At 65.6% G+C, this 13676-nt stretch carries 13 protein-coding genes; 6 read left to right on the top strand and 7 right to left on the bottom strand.

What is annotated here, in order from left to right; genetic code table 11:
* Positions 1 to 177: 177 nt before the first annotated feature.
* Together H7841_11300 and H7841_11295 are read left to right on the top strand one after the other, a co-directional pair.
* Positions 178 to 1134 carry an acetyl-CoA carboxylase carboxyltransferase subunit alpha gene (locus H7841_11300; protein ID MEO5337463.1) on the top strand — a complete coding sequence of 319 codons (957 nt, stop codon included), beginning with the start codon at positions 178 to 180 and terminating at the stop codon, positions 1132 to 1134.
* A 90-nt stretch (positions 1135 to 1224) separates the two neighbouring features.
* Positions 1225 to 1416: a hypothetical protein gene (locus tag H7841_11295; GenBank protein ID MEO5337462.1), complete on the top strand. Its 192-nt coding sequence runs from the start codon at positions 1225 to 1227 to the stop codon at positions 1414 to 1416.
* Positions 1417 to 1431: 15 nt separating this feature from the next.
* On the opposite strand, the gene H7841_11290 is transcribed toward H7841_11295, so the two are convergent.
* Both H7841_11290 and H7841_11285 read right to left on the bottom strand, forming a co-directional pair.
* The gene (locus H7841_11290) at positions 1432 to 1737 is read right to left on the bottom strand and encodes an STAS domain-containing protein (GenBank protein MEO5337461.1); all 306 of its coding nucleotides are present in this window, start codon (positions 1735 to 1737) and stop codon (positions 1432 to 1434) included.
* A gap of 22 nt (positions 1738 to 1759) precedes the next feature.
* Positions 1760 to 3826 (bottom strand): nitrate- and nitrite sensing domain-containing protein, encoded by a 2067-nt coding sequence (locus H7841_11285; GenBank protein ID MEO5337460.1) that lies wholly within the window; start codon positions 3824 to 3826, stop codon positions 1760 to 1762.
* Between the two features lie 249 nt (positions 3827 to 4075).
* Here H7841_11285 and H7841_11280 point away from each other — a divergent pair, with 249 nt between their 5' ends.
* Positions 4076 to 6133, top strand: coding sequence for an adenylate/guanylate cyclase domain-containing protein (locus H7841_11280; protein ID MEO5337459.1), 2058 nt, complete (start codon positions 4076 to 4078; stop codon positions 6131 to 6133).
* Here H7841_11280 and H7841_11275 read toward each other — a convergent pair.
* From H7841_11275 to H7841_11255, 5 genes are read right to left on the bottom strand one after another with little or no spacing between them, the layout of a single operon-like run.
* Positions 6130 to 7095: a CoA ester lyase gene (locus H7841_11275; protein MEO5337458.1), complete on the bottom strand. Its 966-nt coding sequence runs from the start codon at positions 7093 to 7095 to the stop codon at positions 6130 to 6132. The two genes, H7841_11280 and H7841_11275, sit on opposite strands and share 4 nt — an antisense overlap.
* Positions 7092 to 7574, bottom strand: coding sequence for a rhodanese-like domain-containing protein (locus H7841_11270; GenBank protein MEO5337457.1), 483 nt, complete (start codon positions 7572 to 7574; stop codon positions 7092 to 7094). Before H7841_11270 ends, H7841_11275 begins: the two co-directional genes overlap by 4 nt.
* Positions 7575 to 7582: 8 nt before the next feature.
* Positions 7583 to 8554, bottom strand: coding sequence for a site-specific tyrosine recombinase XerD (gene xerD / locus H7841_11265; protein ID MEO5337456.1), 972 nt, complete (start codon positions 8552 to 8554; stop codon positions 7583 to 7585).
* 1 nt (position 8555) lies between these two features.
* Positions 8556 to 10445 carry a hypothetical protein gene (locus H7841_11260; protein ID MEO5337455.1) on the bottom strand — a complete coding sequence of 630 codons (1890 nt, stop codon included), beginning with the start codon at positions 10443 to 10445 and terminating at the stop codon, positions 8556 to 8558.
* Positions 10426 to 10566: a hypothetical protein gene (locus H7841_11255; protein MEO5337454.1), complete on the bottom strand. Its 141-nt coding sequence runs from the start codon at positions 10564 to 10566 to the stop codon at positions 10426 to 10428. The genes H7841_11260 and H7841_11255 overlap by 20 nt, the downstream gene beginning before the upstream one ends.
* Positions 10567 to 10696: 130 nt before the next feature.
* Here H7841_11255 and H7841_11250 point away from each other — a divergent pair, with 130 nt between their 5' ends.
* From H7841_11250 to H7841_11240, 3 genes are read left to right on the top strand one after another with little or no spacing between them, the layout of a single operon-like run.
* Positions 10697 to 11236 carry a shikimate kinase gene (locus H7841_11250; GenBank protein MEO5337453.1) on the top strand — a complete coding sequence of 180 codons (540 nt, stop codon included), beginning with the start codon at positions 10697 to 10699 and terminating at the stop codon, positions 11234 to 11236.
* Entirely contained in the window at positions 11233 to 12357 is a 1125-nt protein-coding gene (gene aroB / locus H7841_11245) for a 3-dehydroquinate synthase (GenBank protein ID MEO5337452.1), read from the top strand. Before H7841_11250 ends, aroB begins: the two co-directional genes overlap by 4 nt.
* Positions 12354 to 13625 (top strand): HlyC/CorC family transporter, encoded by a 1272-nt coding sequence (locus H7841_11240; protein MEO5337451.1) that lies wholly within the window; start codon positions 12354 to 12356, stop codon positions 13623 to 13625. The genes aroB and H7841_11240 overlap by 4 nt, the downstream gene beginning before the upstream one ends.
* Positions 13626 to 13676: the final 51 nt, after the last annotated feature.

The raw sequence follows: 13676 nt of genomic DNA, 5'->3' as shown, positions 1-13676 counted from the left end.
CTCGGAAACCGGTTCGGCCTCGGGCCAGGTGCTGGAAGCCAGCCGCGAACTCGCCCGCCAGGCCGAAGGCCTCAAGGGCATCGTCCAGAAGTTCCTGCACGACGTCCGTAGCGCGTAGGCTTCAAAGTGCTTTTTGGCTTCGCCTCTCCGTCGGGCCTATGATAGACATTCGGCGCCATGCATAATTTCCTCGATTTCGAAAAGCCGATCGCCGAGCTTGAGGGCAAGATCGAGGAGCTGCGGCACCTTACCGATTCCGCGGAAATCAACATCGCGGACGAGGTTGCCAAGCTCCAGGCCAAGGCCGACAAGCTGCTGCGCCAGACCTATGCCAAGCTCAGCCCCTGGCAGAAGGCCCAGGTGGCCCGCCATCCCGATCGTCCCCACGCGCTCGACTACGTCAAGGCGCTGATCGAGGAATTCACCCCGCTGGCGGGCGATCGCGCTTTCGCCGAGGATCGTGCCATCGTCGGCGGTCTGGGGCGCTTCCGTGGCCGTTCCGTCGTGGTGATCGGCACGGAGAAGGGATCGGATACCGAAACCCGCGTGCGCCATAATTTCGGCATGGCCCGGCCGGAGGGCTACCGTAAAGCCCAGCGCTTGATGAAGCTGGCGGATCGGTTTCGCCTACCAATCATCACCCTGGTGGATACCGCCGGTGCCTATCCGGGCGTCGACGCGGAAGCACGCGGTCAGGCCGAGGCCATTGCCCGCTCCATCGAGGTCTGTCTCACGGTCCGCGTGCCCATCGTCAGCGTGGTGATCGGCGAAGGTGGCTCCGGCGGAGCCATCGCCTTGGCCACTGCGAACAGTGTGCTTATGCTGGAACATTCCATCTATTCGGTGATCTCGCCCGAGGGCTGCGCCTCGATCTTGTGGCGCGACGGTGCGGAGAACAAGACCGCCGCGGAGGCTCTCAAGCTGACCGCCCAGGATTTGTTCAGCCTGGGGGTGATCGACGGCATCGTGCCTGAGCCCATGGGCGGCGCCCACCGCAACCGGGAGGCCGCCGTGCAGGCGGTCGGAGACGCCATCTGGGAGGCGATGCAGAAGCTGGTCCATCTGGACGGCGGGCGGCTCAAGGCCATCCGGCGCGAGAAGTTCCTCGAAGTCGGCAAGACTGGCCTCGACTGAGCTTCGCCGTGTCTTCGTGTTAATCTTTTATTGGGAAGTTCCCGGCGACAATCCGGAATCGGACTCGATTACGGCTGGGAGTGATCCGCGATGCGCTATTCCGTCGTCTATGACCACCGCGAAAAGGCGTGGGCCGTGGTGGATCGGCTGGCCCCCGGCCGTGTAATCGCCACGAACCAGGACCTCGAACAGGCCAAGGACACCGCCTGGCGCGAGGAGGAAATGTGGTTCAAGGCCTTTCCCTTCACCCAGCGTCCGCGCTTGGCCTGCGGCGGCCGTTAGAAGGGATCGCCCGCCTTACTCGGTTATCGAGATGATGTCCCCGAAACGGGAAATCTCCAGCATCTTCCGCACTTGCCCCTTCGGACCCCGGATGCAGAGGGAGAGGTTCTTGTCCTTCGCCGTGTCCTTGACCAGGATCAGCAACCCCAGGCCGGCGGAATCGATGGACTCCAGCCGGGTCATGTCGAGGGTGCAGTGCCGCAGGTTTCCCGCCTTCAATCCCTGTACCACTTCGCGGAACTTCTTGTGGTCGGCGAAGCTCAGCTTGCCGGACAGATAGACCTCGCGGTCCGTGCCGACATCCTTGACGTTGAAGTCCATCCTATTTTCCTCCCTCGTCTTTTTATCCCGCGCCACCTGCACGAATGCTGCCCAGGAAGTCTTCGACCTCGGTCTTCAAGGCGTGGGCCGGCGGCCCCAGATCGTCGGCCGCCCACAGAACCTCGATGGCCGATCCATAGGACGATGCCGAGGTCCGGGTGACGTCGACGATGCTATCCTGCACCATCATGGCATCGCTCGTCACGTCCTTCACGTTGCGGGCGATCTCCTGGGTGGCCGCACCTTGCTGTTCCACCGCCGCCGCAATGGCCGCGGCGATTTCGCTGACCTTGTTGATCGTGCCCGTGATCGCACGAATCGCCGATACCGCTTCGGCGGTCGCGCCCTGGATGGCGCCGATCTGGGCTCCGATCTCCTCGGTCGCCTTGGCGGTCTGATTGGCGAGATTCTTGACCTCGGAAGCCACCACGGCGAATCCCTTGCCGGCTTCTCCGGCCCTGGCTGCCTCGATGGTGGCGTTCAGAGCCAGAAGATTGGTCTGGTCGGCGATGTCGGTGATCAGAGCCACGACCTCGCCGATTTTCGAAGCCGCGTCGGCCAATCCCTGTACCTTGGCGTTGGTGCGTTCGGCCTCCTCCACCGCCTCGGAGGCGATACGGCTGGACTGGGCGACCCGACGGCTGATCTCGGCGATCGAGCTGCTTAGCTCCGAGGCCGCGGCGGCCACCGTCTGCACGTTCTCCGCAGTGCGGTTGGCGGCGGCGGCCACGGTCAGAGACCGCGAGGAGCCGGTATCGATACGCGTCCCCATGGCCTGGGCGGTGGCGCTGATATGTTCCGCGTTGCTCAGCACCGCGGCCACGTTGGTATTGACCCGGCGGTCGAGGTCATTCGCCAGTTCCAGCAGATGTTGCTGGCGCTCCTTGGCCGCCCGGTGCTCGGCCTCCACTTGCTCGCGTTGCAGGCGCTCCATATCCATGCGGTTGGTCTTGAACACCTGGACCGCCCGGGCCATGGAGCCGATCTCGTCGCCGCGGTCGGAACCCTCGATCTCGACCGAGACGTCGCCGCTGGCCAGATGGGTCATGGCGCTGGTCATTCCGGCGATGGGCCGCGTGATGCCGCGCACGATCAGGAACACCAGGAAGAACGTCACCGCCAGCAACGCCAGGGTAACGAACAGGTAGGTGTTGTAAGCGGCATAGGCCGAACCGTGAATCCGCCCGGCCAGGGCCTGCAGGTCGCCGGCGATCTTGTCCTCGACCGTCTTCAGCAGGTTGATCTTGGTGGTGATGGTGTCGAACCAGTAGGGGCCCTCGATGCCTTCCGTCGTGCCGGCGAAGGGGCTGTCGAGGGCGATTTTGCGCAGGCGTTCGACTTCCGTCACCTCCTTGCCGGCGACCGTGTTCTTGTGGAAGTCACGCTGCTCCTGGGTGGCGTAGATGTTGAAGACCGCCATGTAGACGTCTTGCTTGGCGATCACTTGGGTATAGAGCCGATGGACGGGACCGTCGAACTTACCGGCGCTGAAGCCGCCGGAGCCCGAGGCGCGTTCGATTCCGGAGAATTCCTTGGATTGCAAATAGCTGGTGTAGGCTGTGATCGCCTTGGTCACCTGGGCATCCGAGCTAATGATCGCCATTTCCTCGACCAAGCTCAGCAGCTTGGCGATGGTCGGGGTATAATAGCCGGCCACCTGGGGGACGGTCAGCTTGAGAGCGGTGATGTCGGTGCGCATGGCCGACAACTTGGCCAGAGCCTCCTTGGCGTTGTCCAACTTGCCGGTGAATCCGGCGCCGAAGGTCGCCACGTCAAGGCGCCCTAGCGCGGCGTCGTAGGCGGCCAGTTTCTCGTCGGTCAGCTTGCGCTGGACCGGTAGGCGGTCCGCGAATTTCGCGCCCTTGGCGCCGGTATAGCCGGCGGAAGTGCCGCGTTCCTTCTGGAGTTCATGGACCAGTCCGCTGATGGTCGGCGCGAAACCGGCCAGATCTTCCAGAAGGTCCATTTCTCCGGCAATTTTTCGCTTGTCCAGCACGGTGTTTCCGGAAAACACCAAGAGCCCGACAATGGGCAGGACCAAGGCCAAGGATACCTTGGTCCCGATCCGCAGATTTGCAAGAAACGACATTTCTCATCCCCGCTCGCGCCGTTGTGCCGGAAATGTTGTGCCTTGGCGGGCCCCTCGCGCGCGGCGTTCCGGATCGCTTGTACAATAGCCCGTATCCAACTGTCCGGGCAACAAAATGTATGGGACCAATTGTCTTGCCGGCTTGCGCGATATAAGATCGCAAGGGGATCGTGCCTGCCCGCGCGGCACGTGCGAGGGATGGCGAACGCCGCATGGCCCCGTGTGCCGTGGCGGCCGGTGGGAGGCTGGATGGCCGAGGAAAAGGAACGCGTCCTCACCTACGAAGTCCAGATCTATGTCAACGGACGGTGGGAGATCTATTCCCGGTTCCCGTTCGATGCCAAGGATTCCGCCATCGAGGTGGCCCAGGATCTGGAGCGCAACAAGAGCACCGCCAACGTCAAGGTGGTGAAGGAGGTCTATAACTACGCGTCCAACAGCAGTTCCGAAGCGCTGGTCTACAAGAGCGGCGGAACCAAGGTGGACTCGCCGCAGTCGGGCAAGGACAAAAAGCCAGACCGCAAGCCCGAGGCCAAGCCGGCGCCACCCGCTCCCAGGAAGGAAACCAAGAAGGAGGCGCCGAAGAAGGCTGCGGGTCCATCCAAGGGGAGCCCGCCCGCGTCGGAACCCGAGCCCCAGGAAGAAAAGCCGCGCGCCTCCTTGGCCGGCGTGGTGCTCAAGCTGCTGGTCATCACCCTTCTTGCCGCGGCCTTTGCCGCGGGTGCCAGCACCCTGGTGACCATGGGCCTGAAGAATTCCACAGCTTTCGGCGTCATGGCATCCAAGCAAACGGCCGAAGCCATCGTGTTGGCCACCTTCATCGTGTCGTTCCTGCTTTCGGCGGTGCCGATGGCGCTCTATTCGTTGTCGCGCGAAAATCTCAACTTCGATTTCGGCCTGCCTCGGCGGCGTGTTTCGGCCGAGCCCCAGGCGACGGCGGCCACCGCGGAAGCGGTCAAGGCTACCACCAAGGCCAATGCCAACTTGTCGGTCGGCGACCGCAAGGAAGCCGAAAAGAGGGTCGCCGATGTGGTGGCGGGGAATGCGCGCTCCGACGACGGGGAGGGGCCTCAGGCCAAGCCGAGGTTCGAAATGCCCTCGGCGCCGAAGGAACCGCCGCCGATGAGTCCCCACGGCGAACGGCAGAAGGCGCTCATGATGAAATACCTGGGCGATTCCCTGGCTCAGGTGGCATCTTCGCGAAGGATGGACAACTATAACAAGTTTGGCGTCAATCTCTTTCTGGCCGGGGCCTGCGAAGCGTTGGGGTCCGAGAAGCAGCTTGACGTCCTGACCACGTCGCGCATCCTGGGCGAAACCGTCCAGACGATCGGCTTCAAGAAGACCCAGGCCCAGTCTTTCGCCGACAAATACCAGGACTACCTGCTGGCGGATTCCCGCTACATGGCTATGTTCGAGTCCGGCCGTGCAGCCATGGCAGCCCATCTGGCGGGCGACAAGAACGCGGCCAAGCTGATGGATCGGGCCCTCGACGATTGGGGGCGGCCCAAGGATGCGGGCGAGAAACAATCCGTGGTCACCGTCATGTTCACCGACATGGTCGGTTCCACCGCCCTCACGCAAAGTCTCGGCGACGCGGGCGCCCAGAAGGTGGTGCGGGTCCACAACGCCATCGTCCGCACCGCGTTGGGGCGCTTCCGCGGCAAAGAGATCAAGCATACGGGCGACGGCATCATGGCGTCGTTCGGCACGGCCACCGACGGTATCGGCGCGGCCATCGACATCCAGAAGCAGACGGCCGAACACAATAAGGCCAACCCTAACTTGCCTTTGCGCCTGAAGGTGGGTCTGCATTCCGGCCAAGCCATCGCCGAGGACGACGATTTGTTCGGCACCCACGTCCAGTTGGCCGCCCGCATCGTCGACAAGGCGGGAGCGGGCGAGGTCTTCGTCTCCGAAACTGCGCATGGCGTTTGCGCCGGCAAGGATTTCCGCTTCATCAATCGGGGCCAGTTCGGGTTGAAGGGGTTCGCCGATCCCCAGACCGTCTACCAAGTGGTGATCGACGGTCTGGTCGTGCCTCCCGCTCCGGACAAGGAAGCCGAGGAAAAGAAGAAGGGCGAGGGAGATGTCCCGCCGCCTCCCGCGGCCCAGGTGGCCCAGGTGCAGCCCCCAGCCCAGCCGCCTTCCCCCGTGCAGGACGCCGCCCAGCAACAGGCCATCGCCCAGGTGATGCGGCTACAAGCCGAACCGCCCGCTGATCCGGCTCCGGCGCAGCCCGTTACTCCGGTTCAACCTGCTCCGACCCCCGCCCAACCTTCCCCCACCCCTCGTCCGCCGGCTTAGAGTCGATCCGGGTAGGCCGTCCCGATGGTTTCCGCCTTGGCGACCAGTGCCTGGGCCTGCCTGACCGTGGCGATGTCGATCATGCGGCCGTCCAAGACCAAAGCGGCGCGGCCGGCATGGGCGGCATCGGCCATCGCCGACAGGATGCGCCGGGCCAGAGCCACTTCTTCCGGTGACGGGGAGAACAGTTCGTTGGCGGCGGCCACCTGGCTGGGATGGATGCACCACTTGCCTTCGCAACCCAGGGCGCGGGCCCGCCGCGCCTGGGCCCTGAAGCCCTCGATATCGGGGAAATCGGCATAGGCGCCGTCTATGGGCCGGAGTCCCGCGGCCCGCGCCGCCACCGCCATGCGGGCCAGGGGATAGTGGGAGGCGTCGCCCCAGTGGCTGTCGCGCCGTCCCGCCGCGTCCGGATGGGTGAGCATCTGGTAATCGGGATTGGCGCCGCCCATGGCGGTGGTGCGGATACCCATGGACGCCGCATAGTCGGCAGGACCGAAATGCAGGCCCTCCAGGCGCGGATGAGCCTCGGCGATGGCCTCGGCGTGGCGCAGGCCACCGGCCGTCTCGATCAGCGCGTCCAGCCCCGCCGGCTTGGCGAGGCCCAAGGAGCGTTCCACTTGGTCGATCAGGGTCGCCACCGTCACGATGTCCCCGGGACGTTCCACCTTGGGCAGCATGAACAGATCGAACCGGCCGCCCGCGCCCCCCAGGACGGCGATGACATCTTGGTAAGTCCAGGGGCTTTCCAGGCCGTTGGCCCGCACCATCACCGTCTTGCGGCCCCAGTCCAGTTCGTTCAAAGCCTCGACCAGGGTCCGGCGGGCCGAGTCCTTGTCGGCCGCCGGGACCGAATCCTCCAGGTCGAGCAGCACCGCGTCGGCCCCGCTCCCCGCCGCCTTCTCCAGGAAGCGGCGGTTGTGGGCGGGCAGCACCAGGAGGGATCGCATGAGACGGGTCATCGGATTTTCGCTCCGGCGGGGCCCTGTTGTTCCGGACGCAGGACGGGCTGGAAATACTTCTCCGCGATATCCGGGGAAACGCGGTTGCCGGCCGCGTCCCATAGCGGCATCTCGTCGTCGTTCCAGCCGCGCAGGCCCAGCTTGAGGGAGGCGACATCCTCGAACCCCATCTCCCGAAGCGTCCAGGCGGCGAGAACGCTGCGGTTTCCCGACCGGCAGATGACGACGATGGGCCGTCGGCGCGCCTCCACCAGGACCGGTTCGGTTTCCTCGTAGCCGTAATCGCAGGCGGTCTCCAGGATACCGCGCGGCACGTTGACCGATCCTTCGATGCGCATGCGGTCGAATTCGGACGGACAGCGCACATCGAGCAGCAGGATGTCCTGGCCGGCCCGCAAGTCCTCCTCCAGGTCCCAGGGATATATCTCCTTGATGCGGGATGCCGCCTCGGCGACGAAGTCCTTGAAAGTCTTGCGCATGGGATGCCTCAGGTCTTGCGGGACGGTCCCGCCAGGGGATGGGCCTGCTGGACGAGAGCCTTGAGGCGCTCGTCCAGCACATGGGTATAGATTTGGGTGGTGGCGATGTCGGCATGGCCCAGCATCTGCTGCAGGGACCGCAGGTCGGCGCCGTGGGCCAGCAGGTGGCTGGCGAAGGAATGGCGCAGCACGTGGGGCGAGATGTGGCGCGGATCGATCCCCGCCTCGACGGCCAAGTCCTTCAGCATCTGGGCGAAGCGGGCGCGGGTCAGGTGGCCTTCGGCGGCTCGCGAGGGGAACAGGAAGGGAGAGGAGACGGCCTTGGCCCGCCGCTTGGGGAGGAAATTCTCGCGCGTCTCCAGGTAGGCTTTGACGGCTTCGGTGGCCGGCTCGCCCAGGGGAACCATGCGCTCCTTGCTGCCCTTGCCGCGTACGATCAGGAACCGGCCGTCGCGGGACAATGCGGACAGCGGCAGGCCCACCAATTCGGAAACCCGCAGGCCGGAGCCGTAGAGGACCTCCAGCATGGCCGCCAGTCGAAGGCCTTCCGGGCCGGAATGGCCGTGGGCGGTTTCCAACAGGCGATCCACTTCGGCCTCGCTCAGGTACTTGGGCAGGGAACGGCCCTGGCGCGGGCTGTCGATCAGGGAACAGGGGTCGTCGCCCCGCAGCTTCTCGCCAAACAGGAAACGGAAGAACTGGCGCAACGCCGACAGCCGGCGCGCCGAGGTGCGTGGGGCCATGCCGGCCCCGGCCAGGGCCGCCAGATAGGCGCGGATCAGGACGGCGTCGGCATTTTCCGGGCATTGGCCGCGGCGGAAGGCGAAGGCGGCGAAGTCTTCCAAGTCGCGGCGGTAGGACTCCAGCGTATTGGCGGCGGCGCCTCGTTCCCCCGACATCATCTCCAGGAAAGCGTCGACCTGGGGCGAGGGCGGAACCGCCGCTCCGGCCGCCGGAGCGGGACGCCCGAGCCGCCTCATCTCATTTCCATCCCACGGCCATGGCTTCGACGGCCAGGGCACGGGCCTCGGCCTCCAGGCGCACGGCGCGCAAGGCGGCGATGACTTGGCGCATCACGACGGGGTGGGCCTGGGCGGGACCGTCGTCGCCAATGGCAATTAGCGAGATCAGAACGGTTTCGCCTAACCGGCCATAGCGGGTGGCGACCGACAGGCGTTGCCAAAGGGCTGCATGGGGCATGGCGGCATTGGTGGTCGCCGGGCCCGACGCCAAGCGGTCCCAGAAGGAATCCGGCACGAAATTGTCGAATCCTTCCAACAGGCCGAACAACAGGGCTGCACGGTCGCGGACGTTGCGGTCGTCCTTGGCGGTATTCCACCAGGCATCGATGTCGTGGGGATTCCAGTCGGAAGCCTCGCTCATGCCGGCCAACCGGAGCATGGGCTTGAGGCGCGCCGCGGCCTTCGCGCCGGAAGCGCCGCCCTTGAGTTGCCGGTACCAGGCGCCGGCTCGCTCGCGCTGGCCCAGAAGCATCAGGGCGCGCACCGCGTCGGGGGCCAAGGCGGCGGGCTCGGCCGAGGGGGGAATCTCATTCAGCGCCGGTTCCAGCAGGCGGGCCGCGGCGGCGAAGCGGCCATCCTGTTCAGCGCGGGCGAAGGCGGCAACCAAAGCCTCGGCGCGCGCCGAGGCCACCTTTTGCGACAACGCAGCGCGGACCAGGAGCGCGCGGGCCTTCAGGCCGGCGTCCATGGCCGGTTCCTTGGCCTTGGGCGGAATCTTGCCCTTGGCGGGGGGCTCTGCGACCTTCTTGGCTTCGGCCTCGGCGGCTTTGGCGTAGGCCTCGGCGGCGCTCAGGGGATTGGCAAGTTCCTCGTCGGCGAAGGGGATGGCGGCATAGATGTCGCGGAGTTCCTGGACGGGCAGGGACCCGGTGGCCTCGGCGCGTTCGGCGGCCAGAGCCCGGAGGTCGAGCGCCAAGTCCTTGTCGCGGGCGATGGCGCGCAGCACCAGGGGGGGCGCCATCTTGGCCAAGGCCGGCGGCAGATCGACCTTGGCCGCCCGCGCCATGGCGACATGCAGGGCGGAGGGATTGGGGATGCCGGGAAAGGCCGGCGGGGCTTTGGCGCCAAAGGCTTCCAGCAGCAGGTAGAATCCCGGGTCCTCGTGGCCGCTTTCACGCAGCAGTTCGGCGCCCAAGGCCGCCTTAGGCTTCTCACCCGCCAGGGTCTGGCAGAAGATCAGCAACTTCTGCCAATAAGGAAGATTGCCGTGCTGGACTTGGCCCACGCCGTGGCTGCAGGCCTTGGCCGTCTCGCCGCTCAGAAGCAGGGATTCGCTCTCGATGCGCTGCAACGGCTCGGATCGGGCTTGCTGGGGCAGGGAGGAGAGCAGGGAAGCCATGCCGTCCAGGTCACCCATTTCTGACAAGAGGCGGATGCGCGTCGACACCAGGCTGCCGGGCAGGGCTTGCCCCTCGGGGGCGCGGGCCGTCGATAGCAGCAGGCGGCGCATCGGGTCACGCAGGGCAGGGGAGCCGGTGCGCAGAGGCAAGCCGGGCAACAAGGCGTCGACGAAGGGACGCTTGGTTCCTTCCCAAAGGGTGGGACCGAAACCGCCTTGGGCAGCCGACAGGGCGCCACCGGAATCGGGATTGACCGCCGAGAGTTCATCCACCTGGAATCCCTTGGGGGCACGGGGCTCCACGCCCGTCATCCCCCCCATGCCGGGCGGCGGCGGGACTTGGTCGCCGCCCTCACCGGGCGGCTGCAACTGGAAGGGACGGTTGACGGCGCGCGGCGCCCAGTCGTCCGAAGGCGTGGCTTCGACGGGTGTCGGGGTCTGGGCGAGGGCGGGCGCGGCGGCAAGGAACGCCACGGCGGCAAGGCAGAGGCTAGCGCGGAAAACGTTCATCGGGGATCACCCTTTCGACGGTCGTCTTGGGCGCTGGGATGTCCCAGGCCGCCAGGAAAGCCACGCCGCCGCCAATCGCGACCAGCAGGACCAGCACCGTCCACACGAAACTTTTCTTCATGCTTTCCCCTTGTCGTGCCATCGCGGAGCGTCTGGTTTGCCCGGCGCGAACTATGGTAGTTATGCCCCATGGCAAGTTTCGGGCAGTCTATTCGCTCCGGGGGACGCTTTCAACGGCGGCTGCCTCGGACATGAAGCGGGAGAGCACCTTCAGTCCCGCCAAGCCGATCGTGCTGATCGGCCTGATGGGGGCGGGCAAGACCTGCGTGGGGCGGCGGCTTGCCAAGGCCTTGGATATCCCCTTCATCGATGCCGACGAGGAAATCGTAGCGGCGGCCGGCTGCTCGATTCCCGAGATCTTCGCCCGTTTCGGCGAACCCGATTTCCGTAGCGGCGAGCGCAAGGTCATCGCCCGGTTACTCGAATCGGGCCCCTGTGTCCTGGCCACCGGCGGCGGGGCCTTCATGGACGTCGAGACGCGCGCCCTGATTCGCGACCAAGGAATCTCGGTCTGGCTGCGTGCCGGACTGGACCTGCTGTTCCACCGCACCAGCAACGGCCGCCGCGACCGCCCGTTGCTGGACAACGGCGATCCCCGTGCCACCCTGGAGAAACTGATGCAGATCCGCTACCCAGTCTATGCCGAGGCCGACGTTGTCGTCGACAGCCTGGATGAACCGCCCGAGACGACTGCGGAACGAGTCCTGACCGCTTTGGAGAACCGCCGATGACCGCCGCCTCGACCCTACAAGTCGCCCTGGGCGACCGGGCCTACGATATCCTGGTGGGCGAGAACCTGCTGGCCGGGGCAGGGGAACGCATCAAGGCGGTCGTCCGCCGCCCCGATGTGGCCATCGTCACCGACGAGAACGTGGCGCCGCTCTACCTGGAGCGATTGCAGGCGTCCCTAGACGAGGCCGGAGTCCGCCATTCGGCCGTGGTTCTTCCGGCCGGAGAAGGGACAAAAGATTTCAATCACTTGTCTTACTTGGTTGAGGGATTGCTGGAGCGCAGGGTCGAGCGCCGCACCACCCTGATCGCCCTGGGGGGCGGCGTGATCGGCGACATCACGGGTTTCGCCGCCGCCATCCTGCTACGGGGCGTCGACTTCGTCCAGGTGCCCACTACCCTGCTGGCCCAGGTGGACAGTTCCGTGGGGGGCAAGACCGGAATCAATAGCCGTCACGGCAAGAACCTGATCGGAGCCTTTCACCAGCCGCGCCTTGTGCTGGCCGACATGGACGTGCTGGATACGCTGCCGCGCCGCGAGCTGCTGGCCGGCTATGCCGAGGTGGCCAAATACGGCCTGATCGACGACCCTTCCTTTTTCGCTTGGCTGGAGGGCAACGTCGGCGCCCTGGTCACCGGGGACAAGGCGGTCTGCCGCAAGGCGGTGCTGACCAGTTGCGCCGCCAAGGCCAAGGTGGTGGCCGCCGACGAGCGGGAAGGGGGCGTCCGTGCCCTGCTCAACCTGGGCCACACCTTCGGCCATGCCTTGGAGGCGGAGACGGGCTATGGCGAAAGACTGCTCCATGGGGAATCGGTGGCGCTGGGCATGGTCATGGCCTTCGATCTATCGGCTCGCCTGGGTCTCTGCCCGCCGGAAGATGCCGGGCGGGTACGCCGCCACTTGTCCGGGGTAGGGTTGCCGGTCGACGTGAAGGGACTGCAGGACGCGTCCTGGACGGCGGAACGCCTGATGGCCCACATGCAGTCGGACAAGAAGGTCAAGGACGGCCGCGTGACCTTCATCCTGGCCCGCGGCATCGGCAAGTCCTTCATCGCCGAGGACGTGGACCCGGCTCGGGTACGCGATCTGCTTGCCGACTATCTTGCTGGAGGCGGGACATGATCACCACCATCGTCATCATTGCCGTCTGTTTGATCCTGTCGGCCTTCTTTTCGGCGGCCGAAACGGCTTTGACGGCAGCGTCGCGACCGCTGATGCACCATATGGAGAAAGGTGGCGATGTCCGCGCCACCATGGTCAACCAGCTCTGCGGCCGGCGCGCCCGCCTGATCAGTACCATCCTGTTCGGCAGCAACCTGATCAACATCTTCGCCTCGGCGTTGGCCACCGACGCCTTAATCATGGCCTTCGGCGACGCGGGTATCGCCTATGCCACCCTGGTCATGACTTTCCTGGTGCTGATCTTCACCGACATCATGCCCAAGGTCTATGCCTTCCGGCATGCCAGCCGGGTGGCCCTGGTCGTGGCGCCGCTCACCCGGGTCCTGGTCGCCATCTTTCTGCCGTTCACCAAGGCCATCGACGCCTTTGTGCGTGGTGTCTTCCGGCTGTTCGGGGTCGACGTGCAGGCCGACGCCGCCTTCGTCCAGTCGGAAGAGGAATTGCGTGGCGCCATCGAGCTGCATCAGGGCGAGCACCCGGAAATCAAGCACGAGAAGGCGATGTTGAAGAGTGTGCTCGACCTGGGCGACGTCTGGGTCAGCGAGGTGATGACCCACCGCAAGGACATGGTGGCCATCGACGCCGAGGCGCCGCCCGATGTGATCGTCGACCAGGTGGCGGCTTGCCCGTTCACCCGCATTCCCCTCTATCGCGGCTCGCCGGACGAAATCGTCGGGGTGATTCATGCCAAGGACCTGCTGCGGGTGGTGCGCAGCCGGGGCGGCATGGTCACCAACCAGGATATCAACGCCCTGGCCGCCAAGCCGTGGTTCGTTCCCGAGGCCACCACCCTGTTCGACCAGCTTCAGGCCTTCCGTCGTCGCCGCGAACATATCGCGATGGTGGTTGACGAATACGGCAGCCTGCTGGGCTTGGTGACCCTGGAGGATATCCTGGAGGACATCGTCGGCGACATCGCCGACGAACATGACGTGGCGGTGCCTGGAGTTCGTCCTGCCGCCGACGGTAGCTACACGGTCCACGGTACGGTCACGGTCCGCGACCTGAACCGCAAGTTCGAATGGAGTCTTCCCGACGAGCCGGCTTCCACCGTCGCCGGCCTGGTGATGCACGAAGCCAGGCGCATCCCCGAACAGGGGCAGGTCTTTCTGTTCCATGGCTTCCGCTTCGAGATCATGCGGCGCGAACGCCATCAGATCACCTTGGTGCGCATCACACCGCCGCGATCCGGCGACGATGGGGCTTGAAATTCGATGGCGGCATCCGAAATGCTCACGAAGGTATCCTTGGTGGAGGCC

This window comes from Magnetospirillum sp. WYHS-4, assembly GCA_039908345.1.
In the GTDB taxonomy this organism is placed as follows: Bacteria; Pseudomonadota; Alphaproteobacteria; order Rhodospirillales; family GLO-3; genus JAMOBD01.
The sequence above is the reverse complement of the archived record's forward strand: the minus strand, read 5'-3'. Positions and strand labels throughout refer to the sequence as shown.

Bases quoted from the DNA above. Each gene is read 5' to 3' on its own strand.
- H7841_11300 (MEO5337463.1), top strand. From the start codon at position 178: ATGCATAATTTCCTCGATTTCGAAAAGCCGATCGCCGAGCTTGAGGGC.
- H7841_11295 (MEO5337462.1), top strand. From the start codon at position 1,225: ATGCGCTATTCCGTCGTCTATGACCACCGCGAAAAGGCGTGGGCCGTG.
- H7841_11290 (MEO5337461.1), bottom strand. From the start codon at position 1,737: ATGGACTTCAACGTCAAGGATGTCGGCACGGACCGCGAGGTCTATCTG.
- H7841_11285 (MEO5337460.1), bottom strand. From the start codon at position 3,826: ATGTCGTTTCTTGCAAATCTGCGGATCGGGACCAAGGTATCCTTGGCC.
- H7841_11280 (MEO5337459.1), top strand. From the start codon at position 4,076: ATGGCCGAGGAAAAGGAACGCGTCCTCACCTACGAAGTCCAGATCTAT.
- H7841_11275 (MEO5337458.1), bottom strand. From the start codon at position 7,095: ATGACCCGTCTCATGCGATCCCTCCTGGTGCTGCCCGCCCACAACCGC.
- H7841_11270 (MEO5337457.1), bottom strand. From the start codon at position 7,574: ATGCGCAAGACTTTCAAGGACTTCGTCGCCGAGGCGGCATCCCGCATC.
- xerD (MEO5337456.1), bottom strand. From the start codon at position 8,554: ATGAGGCGGCTCGGGCGTCCCGCTCCGGCGGCCGGAGCGGCGGTTCCG.
- H7841_11260 (MEO5337455.1), bottom strand. From the start codon at position 10,445: ATGAACGTTTTCCGCGCTAGCCTCTGCCTTGCCGCCGTGGCGTTCCTT.
- H7841_11255 (MEO5337454.1), bottom strand. From the start codon at position 10,566: ATGAAGAAAAGTTTCGTGTGGACGGTGCTGGTCCTGCTGGTCGCGATT.
- H7841_11250 (MEO5337453.1), top strand. From the start codon at position 10,697: ATGAAGCGGGAGAGCACCTTCAGTCCCGCCAAGCCGATCGTGCTGATC.
- aroB (MEO5337452.1), top strand. From the start codon at position 11,233: ATGACCGCCGCCTCGACCCTACAAGTCGCCCTGGGCGACCGGGCCTAC.
- H7841_11240 (MEO5337451.1), top strand. From the start codon at position 12,354: ATGATCACCACCATCGTCATCATTGCCGTCTGTTTGATCCTGTCGGCC.